Source organism: Lwoffella lincolnii (assembly GCF_002014765.1).
Classification (GTDB): Bacteria; Pseudomonadota; Gammaproteobacteria; order Pseudomonadales; family Moraxellaceae; genus Psychrobacter; species Psychrobacter lincolnii.
In genome coordinates this window covers 48,341-63,399 of record NZ_MUYT01000015.1, presented here as the reverse complement: position 1 = coordinate 63,399, position 15,059 = coordinate 48,341, and the positions used below count along the sequence as shown (strand labels likewise).

The 15,059-nt window shown below is 44.0% G+C and carries 17 protein-coding genes and 1 pseudogene; 15 read left to right on the top strand and 3 right to left on the bottom strand.

What is annotated here, in order from left to right:
* The first annotated feature begins 146 nt into the window (after positions 1-146).
* From B0682_RS08660 to B0682_RS08650, 3 genes are all read left to right on the top strand, one after another.
* A complete protein-coding gene (locus B0682_RS08660) occupies positions 147-551 on the top strand; it encodes a sulfurtransferase TusA family protein (RefSeq protein WP_143823343.1) in 405 nt (134 codons plus the stop codon).
* 181 nt (positions 552-732) lie between these two features.
* The gene (rpoH, locus tag B0682_RS08655) at positions 733-1,722 is read left to right on the top strand and encodes an RNA polymerase sigma factor RpoH (RefSeq protein WP_240494950.1); all 990 of its coding nucleotides are present in this window, start codon (positions 733-735) and stop codon (positions 1,720-1,722) included.
* A 10-nt stretch (positions 1,723-1,732) separates the two neighbouring features.
* On the top strand, positions 1,733-2,092 hold the full coding sequence (locus B0682_RS08650; protein ID WP_143823342.1) for a DUF423 domain-containing protein: 360 nt from the start codon (positions 1,733-1,735) through the stop codon (positions 2,090-2,092).
* A gap of 6 nt (positions 2,093-2,098) precedes the next feature.
* Here the strand turns inward: B0682_RS08650 and smpB are convergent, their stop codons facing one another.
* The 3 genes from smpB to B0682_RS08635 form a co-directional block, all read right to left on the bottom strand.
* On the bottom strand, positions 2,099-2,569 hold the full coding sequence (gene smpB, locus B0682_RS08645) for an SsrA-binding protein SmpB (protein WP_078308278.1): 471 nt from the start codon (positions 2,567-2,569) through the stop codon (positions 2,099-2,101).
* 27 nt (positions 2,570-2,596) lie between these two features.
* On the bottom strand, positions 2,597-3,262 hold the full coding sequence (gene ssb, locus B0682_RS08640) for a single-stranded DNA-binding protein (protein WP_078308276.1): 666 nt from the start codon (positions 3,260-3,262) through the stop codon (positions 2,597-2,599).
* Between the two features lie 144 nt (positions 3,263-3,406).
* Complete coding sequence (locus tag B0682_RS08635) at positions 3,407-4,510, bottom strand: RNA-guided endonuclease InsQ/TnpB family protein (RefSeq protein WP_078308275.1); 1,104 nt, start codon at positions 4,508-4,510, stop codon at positions 3,407-3,409.
* Positions 4,511-4,672: 162 nt separating this feature from the next.
* On the opposite strand from B0682_RS08635, the gene B0682_RS09530 reads away from it, so the two are divergent.
* The 12 genes and pseudogenes from B0682_RS09530 to B0682_RS08585 all read left to right on the top strand — a co-directional run bounded on the left by B0682_RS09530 (position 4,673) and on the right by B0682_RS08585 (position 14,976).
* Positions 4,673-4,816 carry a hypothetical protein gene (locus tag B0682_RS09530; RefSeq protein WP_158077890.1) on the top strand — a complete coding sequence of 48 codons (144 nt, stop codon included), beginning with the start codon at positions 4,673-4,675 and terminating at the stop codon, positions 4,814-4,816.
* 113 nt (positions 4,817-4,929) lie between these two features.
* A complete protein-coding gene (gene uvrA, locus B0682_RS08630; protein WP_078308274.1) occupies positions 4,930-7,818 on the top strand; it encodes an excinuclease ABC subunit UvrA in 2,889 nt (962 codons plus the stop codon).
* Between the two features lie 910 nt (positions 7,819-8,728).
* Positions 8,729-9,715, top strand: coding sequence for a GTP 3',8-cyclase MoaA (moaA, locus tag B0682_RS08625; protein WP_411350806.1), 987 nt, complete (start codon positions 8,729-8,731; stop codon positions 9,713-9,715).
* A 104-nt stretch (positions 9,716-9,819) separates the two neighbouring features.
* A complete protein-coding gene (gene moaB, locus B0682_RS08620) occupies positions 9,820-10,359 on the top strand; it encodes a molybdenum cofactor biosynthesis protein B (RefSeq protein WP_078308272.1) in 540 nt (179 codons plus the stop codon).
* A pseudogene (gene mobA / locus B0682_RS09680) lies at positions 10,352-10,855 on the top strand (molybdenum cofactor guanylyltransferase); the annotation flags it as partial. The gene moaB and the pseudogene mobA, both read left to right, overlap by 8 nt.
* Positions 10,856-10,993: 138 nt before the next feature.
* Positions 10,994-11,482, top strand: a complete 489-nt coding sequence (moaC, locus tag B0682_RS09675) for a cyclic pyranopterin monophosphate synthase MoaC (protein WP_240494957.1) — start codon at positions 10,994-10,996, stop codon at positions 11,480-11,482.
* Positions 11,469-11,750, top strand: a complete 282-nt coding sequence (locus B0682_RS08610) for a MoaD/ThiS family protein (RefSeq protein ID WP_240494949.1) — start codon at positions 11,469-11,471, stop codon at positions 11,748-11,750. The genes moaC and B0682_RS08610 overlap by 14 nt, the downstream gene beginning before the upstream one ends.
* Before the next feature lies 1 nt (position 11,751).
* Positions 11,752-12,261: a molybdenum cofactor biosynthesis protein MoaE gene (locus B0682_RS08605; RefSeq protein ID WP_078308267.1), complete on the top strand. Its 510-nt coding sequence runs from the start codon at positions 11,752-11,754 to the stop codon at positions 12,259-12,261.
* A 49-nt stretch (positions 12,262-12,310) separates the two neighbouring features.
* Positions 12,311-12,736 carry a TOBE domain-containing protein gene (locus tag B0682_RS08600; RefSeq protein WP_078308265.1) on the top strand — a complete coding sequence of 142 codons (426 nt, stop codon included), beginning with the start codon at positions 12,311-12,313 and terminating at the stop codon, positions 12,734-12,736.
* Between the two features lie 40 nt (positions 12,737-12,776).
* Positions 12,777-13,541, top strand: coding sequence for a molybdate ABC transporter substrate-binding protein (gene modA / locus B0682_RS08595; RefSeq protein ID WP_078308263.1), 765 nt, complete (start codon positions 12,777-12,779; stop codon positions 13,539-13,541).
* Between the two features lie 41 nt (positions 13,542-13,582).
* A complete protein-coding gene (gene modB / locus B0682_RS08590) occupies positions 13,583-14,275 on the top strand; it encodes a molybdate ABC transporter permease subunit (RefSeq protein WP_003657683.1) in 693 nt (230 codons plus the stop codon).
* A gap of 80 nt (positions 14,276-14,355) precedes the next feature.
* On the top strand, positions 14,356-14,976 hold the full coding sequence (locus B0682_RS08585; protein ID WP_205760130.1) for an ATP-binding cassette domain-containing protein: 621 nt from the start codon (positions 14,356-14,358) through the stop codon (positions 14,974-14,976).
* Positions 14,977-15,059 lie beyond the last annotated feature (83 nt).

Below are 15,059 nucleotides of genomic sequence, written 5' to 3'. Positions count from 1 at the left end.
TTATTGTAAAAATAACATATTCAGTATCATGGATAAAAATCCTAATTTTTCATATTGACACAGTCAAAGATAAGATGGCTTGCCAGCATCAAATGACCTTGCTATCATGCTTTATTTATGTTACTGCCCACAAATTAAGCACACTCATGCCAAATACCTTAACCAAAAATACCTTAACCATTACTTTGTCCGAACAATCACAACATCTGCCACAACTGGCAACTGATTTGCTTGCCAAAAAGCAGTTAATCATTAACGGTCAAGCGACCGATGCCATCACCATTTATCAGGTGATTGATGCTCAAGGTTTGGCTTGTCCCATGCCACTTCTAAAAGCCAAAATGGCACTTAAACACACCCCACAAGGACAGGCGGTTTATTTACTTGCGTCTGATAAAAATTCTATCCACGACATTGCTGCCTTTGCCAAACATGCCAACCGACAGCTTTGGCAAGCCCATGGCAATGGCATGGACAATGACAACATAGACAGCGACATAGACATCGGCAACAACACTGACACCAGCCAATACCACTTTATCTTATGGTAATCACATCATCACAATTTACTTACACGACAACACTTAACATCCATTCATCAAATTCATATAATGACAAAATCTCATTGACAATCAACACAATAACCCAACCAATGGCCTGACAACCAAAAAACGCCCAACATTCAATGCTCAATATTAAAAACCCAATCAACCCCTACCTAAAGGTTACGCCATGGCACGCATCCACCCCATCGACACCAGACATAACAAAGACCATCACAAAGACCATCACAAAGACGTTCAAAAGATTGATACAGATGAGATTGATTATGCAGGCACGCCCACCCATGCCGTTGTGCCTGCCATTCCCATGCACTTGACTGCCCCTGGGGTTAATCTTGGTGCGTACATCAATACGGTGCATCAAATCCCCATACTGACCCCAGAGCAAGAGCAAGAGTTGGCTCACCGCTATTATGATGACGGCGATGTTGAGGCTGCTCGTATGTTGGTCATGTCCCATTTACGCTTTGTCATTCACATTGCCCGCAGTTATTCAGGCTATGGACTGCCACAAGCCGACCTTATCCAAGAAGGCAACCTAGGACTGATGAAAGCGGTCAAACGTTTTGACCCTAATAAAGGCGTGCGTCTGGTGTCCTTTGCTGTACATTGGATAAAAGCTGAAATCCATGAATTTGTCATTCGCAACTGGCGGATTGTCAAGGTTGCCACCACCAAGGCTCACCGTAAACTGTTTTTTAACCTTAGAAGCCTAAAAAAAAGCAACAACCAACTTACCCTAGACGAAGCCGATGCCATCGCCAAAGACTTAGGCGTGACTCGCAAACAGGTGCTGGAAATGGAATCTCGCCTGACGTCGTATGACGCATCTTTTGAAACCCAAAATGACGATGATGATGAAGGACGCTACGCCCCCCAGTTATTTTTAGAAGATGGTGTTGACCCTGCTGAGTTGGTTGAAGAGGCTGATTGGGAAGCCAATAACACCAATGCACTGATGGCAGCCATGGATACCCTAGACGACCGCTCACGAGACATCGTTGAACAGCGGTGGTTGTCTGAGCAAAAATCAACGTTACACGAACTGGCAGCAGTCTATGACATTTCTGCTGAACGAGTTCGCCAAATCGAAAAAAACGCCATGGATAAAATCCGTGATGCCATGACCATCGACAGCTTGGTCATGCCAGATTATTAAGGGGCAACTGATGAACTGGATTGCCATCGCTGGCATCAATCTTAGCGTTGCTGTCGCTCTTGGGGCATTTGGGGCTCATGGGCTAAAATCCATCGTCAACTCAGAGCAGTTAGCATGGTGGCACACAGGCACGCTGTATCTGTTTTTTCATGCCTTAGGCTTGCTTATGATGGGCATACTGATAAAGGGCTGGCATTATCCACAGGGCATGGCGTGGATGATGCAGCTGGGCATGTTGATTTTTTCAGGCAGTTTATTTGCCATGACCTTAGGCTTGCCAAGGTGGTTGGGGGCAATCACCCCCATCGGAGGCATACTGATGATGGGTGCGTGGTTGTGGTTGGCGTGGGCAGCAATTCAAAACGGTTAAATCAAGTCATCCATTCAAATGCTGTTTAAAGCCACGCTCTTTACTGCGTTCCCAGTCTCTGTCTTTTAGGGTTTTGCGTTTGTCGTGCAATTTTTTGCCTTTGGCCAAGGCAATTTGGCATTTGACCATGGATTTTTTCCAGTAGCAAGATAACGGCACACAGGCAAACCCCTTTTGATTGACTGCACCAAACAGCTTATCAATCTCTTTACGGTGAAGTAACAGCTTACGGGTACGAATGCTATCAGGGTTGATGTGGGTAGAGCTGGATAACAGCGGCTGAATATGTGCCCCAAATAAAAATGCCTCACCATCACGGAAGACCACATACGCTTCTGTGATGCTCATCTTACCTGCTCGAATGGCTTTGACTTCCCAACCTTGTAGGGCAATCCCCGCCTCAAACTTCTCTTCAATAAAATATTCGTGCCGAGCTTTTTTATTGGCACAAATCTGATTGTCTGGCTTTTTTGCCATGATATTATCCTCGCTTAACACCCACCATTAAAACGGAATGTCTTCATCGGCAGGTGCTGGCTGCATGGCAACGGCGTTATTGGGTTTGGGTTGATTTTGATTGTTTTGCCCTGCTTGTTGGGCTGAGTGATTGTCGGTGTTGTTAAAGTTGTTATTGTTATTGTTGTTGTTAAAGTTGTTATTGTTATTGTTATTTTGATAGGCATTGGCAGTGTTTTGATGGTTTTGAAATCCACTTTGATTGCCATTTGGGTTGCCATTTTGGTTTTGGAAGTTACCATAGCCTTGATGGCCGCCTTGATAACCACTTTGATAACCGCCTTGATGATTTTGGTTAGCGACTCCGCCTCTGGCACTGTTGGCACTGTCAAGCATTTGCATGTTGTCAGCACGGATTTCGGTGATGTAACGCTCCTGTCCATTTTGGTCTTGATATTTACGAGTACGCAGACTGCCTTCGATATACACTTTACTGCCTTTACGCAAATATTGAGCAGCGACTTCACCCAGACGGTTAAACAGACTGATGCGATGCCATTCGGTGGCTTCACGAGGCTCTCCTGTTTGTTTGTCATTCCATTGCTCACTGGTGGCAACGGATATGTTGGTAACATTGCCTCCATTATTAAACTGACGTACTTCTGGGTCAGCCCCAAGGTTGCCAACGATGATGACTTTATTAACGCCTCGCATAAAATTTCCTTAATTTATCAAAAGTAATTTATCAAAAGTTTATCAAAAAAAATTATCAAAAATATACCCTCACTTTAACGCAAATTGACATGAAAATCTAGCGGTGTGTGATGATGTTTTGGTGCTGTTGACTTCCTCCCCTCCCTATCGTTCGGGGATTCCTTCTGCAAGACGGTGAAGCCCCACCGCAAGAATGTTCCGACTGGCATTGATGTCTCTATCATGCCATGTGCCACACTTTGCACAAGTCCATTCTCTTATTCGCAAACCTGCTCTACCTTTCGGACTACTGGACATATCGCCACAGTGCGAACAGGTTTGGGTAGTGTATTTCTCATTTACGATTTCAAAACGACAACCTGCATGCTTGCATTTATAATCCAGCTGTCGTTTAAGTTCAAACCAACCTGCATCGTATGTTGATTTAGCGAGTTTGGTTTTCTTGTTCGTGAATGAGCGTGATTTAACATCACCGACCACAATTAGGGCATTGTCTTTGACTAATTGGGTGGTGAATTTATGAATTAAGTCTAATCTTGTGTTTTTGATTTTGGCATGGATTGCTTTGATACGTTTTTTATTGTTAGCACGCTGGGCGATGGCAAGCTTTTTAGCCCATTTTTGCGTTTGTTTGGTTATCAGCTTGTCACCGTTTGAGGTGGTGGCACTGTCTTTTAGTCCTAGGTCAATGCCAACGCTGGCTGTTCCACAAGGCTGTTTTGGGTAGTCTTTGACGGTGATACAGGCATACCAACGGTTACGGCTGTCTTGTACTATCTCAAGGGTGTTGATTTGGTATGGTGATAGGTTGTGGCTGTCCCATAGGTCAATGATTAGCTTTTGCCCTTTGGCTAAACTAAGCTGTAGGGTTGATTTTAATCCTTTTTTGCCTGTTTGGTGGGTAGCGATGTGTTTAATGGCGGATTGTTTAAATGGTAGCCAACCGAGTGATTTGCGTTTGGCTTTTGGGTTATTGGTTCGCCAGTTAAGTTTAGCCTTTTTAAATTGCTTACGGCTTTTGGCATGGGTTTCGTTGATGGCTTGAATGGTTTGGGAGTGTAAGCCCAATAACTCACCGCTGCCTTTGGTGTATTGATTTAGGTCATAGGCACTAAAGAATTTGCCTGTGCGTTGTAGGTGCTTGTAACTTAATTCATTAACGTAGTTCCACACATGGTTAACACTGCCAGCTATTTTGTTTAGCTGATTTGCGTGTTTGTCTTTGATGCGTAGCTTGAGGGTTTTCATGGGTTTAGGTATGGTTGTAGTATTTTAATTATACATTGGTCTAATTATGTATCAAACGATTTAAGACGTGGTAGGCAAGTTATGTACAATCTTTATGTGCATTTTATTTTGTAGGCAGTTGTGGCGATGCGGAGGTAGAGATTATCCGCCAGTATATTGAACATGAGTGTCGCTGACACGCAAGGACGCCACACTAAACAGCGGTCGATGCGTAAGCATGGTTACGGAGTTGCCTTATATCCACCCCCTGAAGTGGGTGGTTTTACGGCAACGCTGGATAAAATGTCAATGACAGGCACGCCCTAGGTTTGTCATCTATTTTTTTTGCTTGAAGCAACAGAGTTTACCCCCATTAACCCCATATCTGCCCAATGGCTCACTGAACAAAATGAACAAAACACCCAACAAAAGATTCTCTTATGGCACATGAACACATCAAAATCCGTGGGGCGCGCACCCATAATCTAAAAAACATTGACCTTGACATTCCACGAGATAAGTTTGTGGTCATCACTGGCCTGTCAGGGTCTGGCAAGTCCTCACTTGCCTTTGATACCCTGTATGCTGAAGGGCAACGCCGTTATGTCGAGAGTTTGTCAGCCTATGCACGCCAGTTTTTATCACAAATGGAAAAGCCAGAAGTGGACAGCATTGAGGGCTTATCACCCGCCATTGCCATTGAACAAAAATCCACCAACCACAATCCACGTTCTACGGTAGGGACAATTACTGAGATTTATGACTATTTACGCCTGTTGTATGCCCGTGTAGGCACCCCATACTGTCCTGAGCATGGCGAGCCGATGGTGGCACAGACCATCAGTGAGATGGTAGATGACATCATGGCGTTACCAATCGACAGTAAGCTGATGATATTGGCACCTGTGGTACAAGACCGCAAAGGAGAACATACGCTGTTGTTAGAACAATTGATGGGTCAAGGTTTTGTGCGAGTGCGTATTGATGGTCATATCTATGACATGGATAACTTGCCAGTCTTACAGAAGAATAAAAAGCACCGCATCGAAGTGGTGATTGACCGCTTTAAGGTGCGTGAAGATTTGGGCAACCGAGTGGCAGAAAGCTTAGAGACCGCCCTGCGGTTGGGGCAAGATTTGGCGATATTGCACCATATGGACAGGGCTGATGACGCTGATGGGGGCGACCAGTTGTTATCTGCCAAACATTCTTGTCCCATTTGTGACCGTGCGGTGGGTGAGCTTGAGCCACGATTGTTTAGTTTTAACAACCCTTATGGGGCATGTCCTGCCTGTGATGGTTTGGGCAAACGTCAATATTTTAGTGCCGATAAGCTCATTACCCATGTAGAAAAAAGCCTAAACCAAGGGGCAATTCATGGTTGGGACAAACGCCATGCCTATTATTTTGGGCTATTAACCACTGTCTGTCAGCATTATGACATCAGTATGGACAAGCCTTGGCAAGAGTTATCCAAAAAACAGCAAAACATCATTTTACAAGGCTCTGGTAAAGATAAAATTGCTTTTAAATTCACCGACGAACGTGGACGCAAAACGGATAAAACCGTACCATTTGAAGGTATTTTGCCTTATCTTGAGCGTCGTTATGTCAAAACCACCAGCAATTTGGTGCGTGATGAGTTGGCAAAATATTTGGCTGACACCACCTGTAACGTCTGTGATGGGTCAAGACTGAACGAAATTGCCCGCAATGTGAAAGTAGATGGTCGCACCATCGCCGATATTGTGAAATTATCGATTGGTGATGCCAAAAACCACCATGCCAACCTTAAGCTTGATGGCCATCGTGGTGAGATTGCCGATAAAATCATTAAGGAGATAAACGAACGCTTGGGTTTTTTGGTCAGTGTGGGGTTGGATTATTTAACCATGGCAAGAAGTGCTGAAACCTTATCAGGTGGTGAAGCTCAACGTATCCGCTTAGCCAGTCAGATTGGGGCAGGATTGATGGGAGTGATGTATGTGCTTGATGAGCCGTCCATTGGTCTGCATCAGCGAGACAACGACCGCCTGCTTAAGACCTTAACTCGATTAAGAGATTTGGGCAATACGGTGTTGGTGGTGGAGCACGACGAAGACGCCATTCGCCAAGCTGACCATATTATTGACATTGGTGTGGGGGCAGGCGTGCATGGAGGGCGAGTGATTGCCGAAGGCAATGCCAAACAAATCGCTAAGGTCAAAGAATCTTTAACAGGACAATATTTGTCTGGAGAAAAATCAATCGCTGTTCCCAAAGTGCGTCATTCTGCCAAAACTCAAGAGCAACAGATTGGCACAGGCAAACAAAAAGCAACCAAACAACAGCCAATGTACATTGAACTCAAAGGTGCGATGGGTAATAACTTAAAATCTGTGGATTTAAAATTACCCATCGGAGTCATGACTTGTGTCACTGGTGTATCAGGCTCTGGTAAGTCCACCTTGATTAATCGCACCTTAATGCCAATATCTGCCACCCAACTCAACAACGCCAGCACGCTCGTTCCCGAACAGTACGAGAGCATCACAGGGCTTGAGCATTTGGACAAAATGGTAGACATTGACCAAAGTCCCATTGGGCGTACCCCACGCTCCAACCCCGCCACTTACACAGGCGTGTTCACACCCATTCGTGAACTGTTCGCCCAAGTGCCAGAAGCCAGAGCAAGGGGGTATCAAGCGGGGCGTTTTAGTTTTAATGTCAAAGGTGGTCGCTGTGAAACTTGCCAAGGTGATGGGCTGATTAAAGTAGAAATGCACTTTTTACCTGATATGTACGTACCATGTGACAGCTGTCATGGCAAACGCTACAACCGTGAAACGCTAGAAATCCATTATAAAGGCAAGACCATCAGCGATGTGTTGGAGATGACGGTGGAAGATGCAACTGAATTTTTTGCCGCCATTCCTGCCATTCATCGCCGTCTACAAGCTTTAACAGACGTAGGACTAAGCTATGTCCGTCTAGGACAATCTGCCCCAACGTTATCAGGAGGCGAAGCCCAACGTGTCAAGCTGGCTCGAGAACTTGCCAAACGTGACACAGGGCAAACGCTGTATATTCTTGATGAGCCCACCACAGGATTGCATTTTCATGACATTGCCAAATTGCTTAATATCTTGCATGCCTTACGTGATAAGGGCAATACCATTGTGGTGATTGAGCATAATTTAGATGTGATTAAGACAGCAGATTGGATTGTTGACTTAGGTCCTGAAGGGGGCAAAGGTGGTGGTGAAATCATCGCTGAAGGCACACCTGAGCAAGTGGCTCAAATTGCATTGTCGCGTACTGGGCAGTTTTTAAAGCAGATGTTGGAGTAAACAAAGTTGAAATAAGCAAAATGGTTTTATATTTAAAATTTAAGTTATTATTTAAAATCTAAGTTATTAAATCTATGACAGACCATCAACGCTGTTGATTAATGACTTTAGCAGCCATTTCTTTATTGGAATTAATCTTATGTTTATTTGGTATCTTACAATGTACATAATAATCTCCAATAAAAGCAAAATCTGGTTTGGTGACATCTAAATTTAAACCTAAGACCTCATTAAAATATAGAGCCATCCCATCGTATTTATATTTAAGTTCTATCTTTCCTTGGACTGTCTTAATCAAAGATGAATTGGTTTTTAATGTATTCGATACACTTAAAAATTAAGCTTCTTTTTTATTGGATTTATTATTCATATTTGGTTGGCGGTTATTTTAAGCCAGCGGTCATTTCACACTTATTGGGCAAACCAAAACCACCGTTTGCTGATTATATTTATGCGGCAAATATTATCAGTTAGGTTATATGGCAAAATTATATTTTGTGCAAATCAAAGGCAAATTTCGTCATTGCAAGGATTTTGATTTTTTTTAATTACTCAGCTTTTTAATTACTCAGCAAAAAAACCAAAATTTATCCCAATAAGACATGCAAAAGTTTCAAGATTATTTTGATGACCATCATCATGTGTTTGATAAATCACCATTTGACATCACATGGGCATTAATCAGCTTTGATGTCCACCATTAAAGCCATCTACCACTAAAGTGGTAGGTATTTTACTATTAGGTGAATGGTAATTTTATTAAAAATTTGTTACCGTATCAATTCACCCATCACCGAGGCAACGCTTAACGCAAGATACCTTTATGAAAACCTTATCAATCATGCAACCAGCCAATATTGGGCTTGGTCTACATCAATCTCGCCAGCCCATCGCCAGCCACAATCCGCCCATGATGCCTTTGATTGATAATTTTCAGCGTCGCCTAACTTATCTTCGGTTATCTGTTACCGATTTTTGTAATTTCCGTTGTGATTATTGCCTACCAAATGGCTATCTTGCTCATGGCAAAAAACGCCCAAATAATGAACTGACCCTTGATGAAATGGCGGTTTTGTTCGATGGCTTTAGCATACTTGGAACAAAAAAAATTCGCCTAACTGGGGGTGAACCAAGCATTCGCCGTGATTTGGCGGACATCATCGCCTTGGCTCGTCAATATCCCACCTTAAATACTGTGGCAGTCAGCTCAAATGGCTATAAACTTGCCAAGCATTTATCTGCTTGGCAAACGGCAGGGTTGTCGCAATTAAATGTCAGTATTGACAGCTTTGATGCTGATGTTTTTCGCCAAATCACAGGGTTTGATATGTTGCCAACTTTGCTTAAAGATTTGGACACCTTATTAGAAACCACAGACATTCGTTTAAAGCTCAATGGTATTTTAAAGGCAGATACTGCCTTTGATAATCTACAGCACGCATTGGCGTATGTTAAAGACCGTCCTGTTACTTATCGCTTTATTGAATTTATGCAGACCAGCGATAATCGTGAGCTGTTTTTTGCTCAACATGCCAGCGGTAAGATAATTCAGCGATATTTATTAGACCATGGTTGGATAATGACCCCAAAAGCTGATGATGCAGGGCCTGCCATTGAGTATCATCATGCTGATTATATGGGCAAAATTGGCATCATTGAGCCATATGCACCACAGTTTTGTAACAGTTGTAACCGTTTGCGAGTCAGCAGTTTGGGCAAAGTGCATTTGTGTTTATTTGACCAGGCCAATTATGACATTCGCCAGTTTTTAACGGCAGGCGATGTTCATGGTCTAATCGCCACATTACAACGCTTGATGCCAATTAAGCCTGAACATCATCATTTGTTGGATAACAACAGTGGCATCATGCAAAACTTGTCCATGGTGGGTGGCTAATCACATCTCATCACATCTCATCACATTGAGCTATCACCATCTGACTTTAGCATCTATTCTTAGCATCATATCATCTTATGTCAATGTCTGGTTAAGGAGACTTTATGAATGACACCGCCAAATCCGAAAAATCTTTTATCCCCTTAAACATCGCTGTTTTAACTGTGTCCGATACTCGCACGCTTGATGAAGACACATCGGGCAAATACTTAGCTGACAGCGTAACCCAAGCAGGTCATACCTTAGCGGAGCGGGCCTTAACCACCGATTGCATCTATCAAATCCGCGCCATCATCAGCAAATGGATAGCCAACCCAGCCATTCATGCGGTGATTACCACAGGTGGCACAGGTTTTTATGTCCGTGATAGCATGCCAGAGGCGGTATCACCGTTATTTGATAAAGAAGTGCAAGGTTTTGGTGAGATGTTTCGCATCTTATCCAAAGATGACATTGGCATGAGTACCTTACAATCTCGAGCGGTGGCAGGCATGGCAAATAACACCGTGATTTTTTGTTTACCCGGCTCAACAGGGGCATGCCGAACAGGCTGGGAAGGGATTTTAAAAGAACAGCTTGATAATCGTACCCGCCCATGTAACTTTGTGCCACATCTGATGCGTGAAAATCCGACGCATGATTGAGCCAAAACACATGATGATGCCAGTGGGGGTTGTGATTTTAGCAGGGGGTGAATCGTCTCGCATGGGGTCGCCCAAGGCGTTGTTGCCATTAACGCATGATGAGAGGCATGATGAAACTTTGCTTGATTTTCACATTCGCCATGCCCAACGCTTAAATCTGCCCATCATGGTGGCAGACAATGGTAAAAATTTTTGTCAGTCTAACACCATAACCATCATTGATGACCATCTAAACCATGACAAACATGGTAAAGGAGCAGGGGCATTATCAGCAATCGCAGGGGCAATGAAACATTGCTCAGAAGATGGATTTTTGCTTGTGTTAAGCTGTGATAGCCTACTTGGGGCGGACATTGTGTTTGAGCAATTAACACATGGCAATCATGCCGATGTGATTTATTTAAAAGGCGATAAAGAGTATCCATTATTAGCCATGTATCATACCAATTTATTGGCAAAATTAACCCAATTTTTGGACAAGGGTAACCGTTCGGTAATGGCATTTTTATCACAAATTAACAGCCATGCCATCAACATACCTCATCAATGGCAATCGCTGACCAATTTTAATACCATTCAAGAATTTCATACCGCCCTACATTATTTGAAAAATGGCATAAAAAAAGAGAATCCAATGACCGAAAATAAACAATTCACCCACCTGACAGCAGATGGTGATATCGCCATGGTTGATGTGTCAAACAAAACCGCCACCCATCGCACCGCCACCGCCACAGGACAAGTCATCTTTCCTGCCGATATTTATCAAGCAATAAAATCAACCGACGGTATGACAAAAAAAGGGTCAATTACCCAAACCGCCCACATTGCAGGTGTGATGGCTGCCAAACATACCCATGAGCTGATTCCACTTTGCCACCAACTGCCCCTAGACAGCGTCAAACTTAGCTTTGAATACGATGACAAACACCATGCCATTAACATCACCGCCACCGCCAAAGTTACCCACAAAACAGGCGTAGAAATGGAAGCATTAACCGCTGTGTCAGTGGCGTGTCTGACCATTTATGACATGACCAAGGCATTATCACACGACATCAACATCAGCAACATTAAGCTTGTGAACAAAATTGGGGGGAAGTCTGACTATGTCAACCGCTAAAATGTCAACCGCTAATGTCTCAACTGCCAAAACATTACACCTGCTGTATTTTGCAAGCCTTGCTGAACAGGCAGGCAAAGATGAAGAGCATCTGCAATTTGTTGGGACAAGCTTGAGCGAACTTTATGAACAGTTAAGTGAGCAATACGCTTTTGATTTAACACAAGATGAATTGGCGGTTGCCATTAACCATCAAATGGGTGATTGGCACACACCCATTACCCATGGCGACATCATCGCCTTTATTCCACCTGTGGCAGGAGGATAACATGACATCATCAGCACATCAAACATCGATACATCAAGGGTCATCTGTCATCACATCAAGCATTGACGATGCTTATCAAGTTGCCATATCACAAGGCTTTGCTCTGGTGGATAAACCCATAGATGACAAACGGCTCAAATCTGCCCTAATGTATGACGATTGTGGGGCGTTGGCCACCTTTGAAGGCTGGGTACGTAACCACAACAATGCTCGCCCAGTCAAGAAGCTGACCTACTATGGCTATGAACAGCTGGCAGTAAATCAAGGCAAAAAACTCATTGACCAAGCCAAAGAACGCTTTGACATCAAAACTGCGGTCGCCATACATCGCATTGGTGATTTGGCGATTGGTGATTTGGCGGTATGGATAGGGGTGGTGTCTGCACATCGCCATTCTGCTTTTGATGCTTGTCGCTGGCTACTTGATGCCATCAAAGCAGACATTCCTGTATGGAAGCAAGAATTTTATACCGACAGCAACCAAAGTTTATGGCTAAGTAATAATGGCTAAGTCATTATCATAATCAATTTTTATCAACCGCCAATCAAGGAGAATATCCATGGCAATCAGTGCAAGAAATCAACTTAACGCCACCGTCAAACACATTCAATCAGGGGCGGTCAATGATGTCATCAAACTTAGCTTAACCGATGGCGATGAATTAACAGCTGTGATTACCTCGGAGAGTACCAAGCGTCTTAACCTTGCTGTTGGCAGCAGCGTGGTGGCGATTTTTAAAGCCCCATCGGTCATCGTCGCAACAGATGATGAGCTGATTTTATCGTCTCGCAACCAATTGCAAGGCACAGTGGAGAGCATCACCGACGGTGCGGTGAATGCCGAAATTGCCATCAAAACCGCCAGCGGTACAGTGATTAGTGCCATCATCACCAGCCAAAGCTGTCAAAATCTAAACCTAGCCGTGGGTTCGTCTGTTACTGCCTTAATTAAAGCATCACACATCGTTCTTGGTGTCAAAAAGTAACGCCCAAACCCCACAACCACAGAACAAACAGGAGCATGTTATGACAACAACCATCAAATCAGCCATCAAACCTTTATTCATCGCCATGATGGTCATGGGGGCAACATCGGCTCATGCAGACATCACCGTGTATGCCGCCGCCAGCATGACCAACGCCGTCGAAGACATCAATAAGTTGTATGAAAAAAAATACAACAGCAAAGTAAAAACCTCATTCGCCGCTTCATCTACCCTTGCCAAACAAATTGAGCAAGGTGCGCCTGCTGACATTTATATCTCAGCAAACACCTCTTGGATGGATTATCTTGCCAAAAAAGATAAGATTGTTACCAGCAGCTACAAAAACCTATTGGGCAACCGCTTGGTGATGATTACCCCCAAAAACAACCCCATCAAGACCAACATCAAAATAGACAAATCCTTTGACATAGGCAATGCCTTTACAGGCAAGCTATGCACTGGCAACACCGCCAGCGTGCCTGTGGGCAAATACGCCAAAGAAGCCCTAACCAACCTGGGTTGGTGGGACACCATCAAACCACGTTTGGTAGAGACCGAAGATGTGCGTGCTGCACTAAACTTTGTGAACCGTGGTGAATGCCAGTTGGGCATTGTCTATGCCACAGATGCCAAAGTGGTCAAAAATGTGCAAGTGATTAACACCTTCCCAATCACCACACATACGCCAATTGTCTACCCCATCAGCATGGTTAAGCAAAGTCGTGAAGCCCAGCAGTATTATAACTTTTTACAGACCAAAGAAGCCAAAGCGGTTTATCGCAAATATGGTTTTAGTGTCTTGTAATCAGTGTCTTGTCATCATTTTTATCAAGGTTTGGTACAGGCATGAACCTAACACTGTCGCCTGATGAGATGGAAGTCATCAAACTGTCCTATCAAATCGCAAGCGTGAGTCTTCTGGTCAACCTATTGCCAGCGATTGCCATGGGCTGGCTGTTGGCTCGCAAAGATTTTTTTGGCAAATCTTTGTTTGAAACCCTTGTGTTTTTGCCCTTAGTTCTGCCCCCTGTCGTGCCGGGCTATATTTTGCTGGTCTTATTTGGCAATCAAGGGGTCATCGGACAATATTTATCACAGTTGGGGTTTGATTTGGCATTTAATTGGAAAGGGGCGGTACTGGCATCAGCGGTCATGGGCTTTCCCTTGATGGTGCAATCGGTACGCCTTGCCATTGAATTGGTGGATAAACGCCTTGAACTGACCGCCATGTCATTGGGGGCAAGCCGTTTACAGGCATTTTTTCAGATAACCTTGCCATTGGCGGGTGCTGGGATTGTGATTGGGGCGATTTTATCGTTTTGTCGCAGTTTGGGCGAATTTGGGGCAACCATCACCTTTGTGGGCAACATATCGGGGGAGACTCGCACCTTGCCATTGGCGATTTATAGCCTATTACAACAACCTGACAGCGACGCCCAAATCATGCGATTGTTGATGTTGTCGGTTGGGGTGGCGTTTTCGGCGTTATGGTTGTCGCAGTGGTATGCCCGTTATCAAAAAAGAAGACTTGCACAATGACACAAACCGCACAAACACAAACCACCCTGACCCAAACCGCACAAACACAAACCGCCCAAACATCAAAAGATGACCCTTTGATATTTGATTGTCAGTTTCAACTGGTGCTTGGCAGGCTGGATTTATCCGTTGACTTACAATCATCACAGCCTGTCATGGGGCTGTTTGGGATTTCAGGCTCTGGCAAAACCAGCATTTTACACACCATCGCAGGGCTAAACACCCCAAAAAAAGGCAGTATCCGTATCAATGGGCAAACTTGGTTTGATGGCGAAAAAAAAATCAACATGCCCATTCAGCAGCGACGAGTGGGCTTGGTGTTTCAAGATGCCCAAATTTTCCCCCATAAATCGGTGATGAATAATTTGCTATTTGGTTATCACAACATTGATGATGACCAAAGACGCTTTCACCCTGATGAAATCATTGAGCTGTTAAAATTAGGGCATCTGACCCAGCGTATGCCCACCAAACTGTCAGGCGGTGAAAAACAGCGAGTGGCACTTGGGCGAGCGTTGCTTTATTCGCCAAATTTGTTACTTTTAGATGAACCGTTATCCGCCTTAGACAGCATTCATAAACAAGAGATTTTGCCATTTTTTGAGCAGATTATCCGCACCACTCACATTCCCATGCTGTATGTCAGCCATGACAAATCAGAAATCCAGCAACTGACTGATGAGATTTATTATTTGTCTTAGTTATTTTCCCTAGGGGTTAGTTATCGGTTACCTACCTTAGGGCGTGTTCCTAATTTGTCATCTGTTGACGATTGATTGTTAAC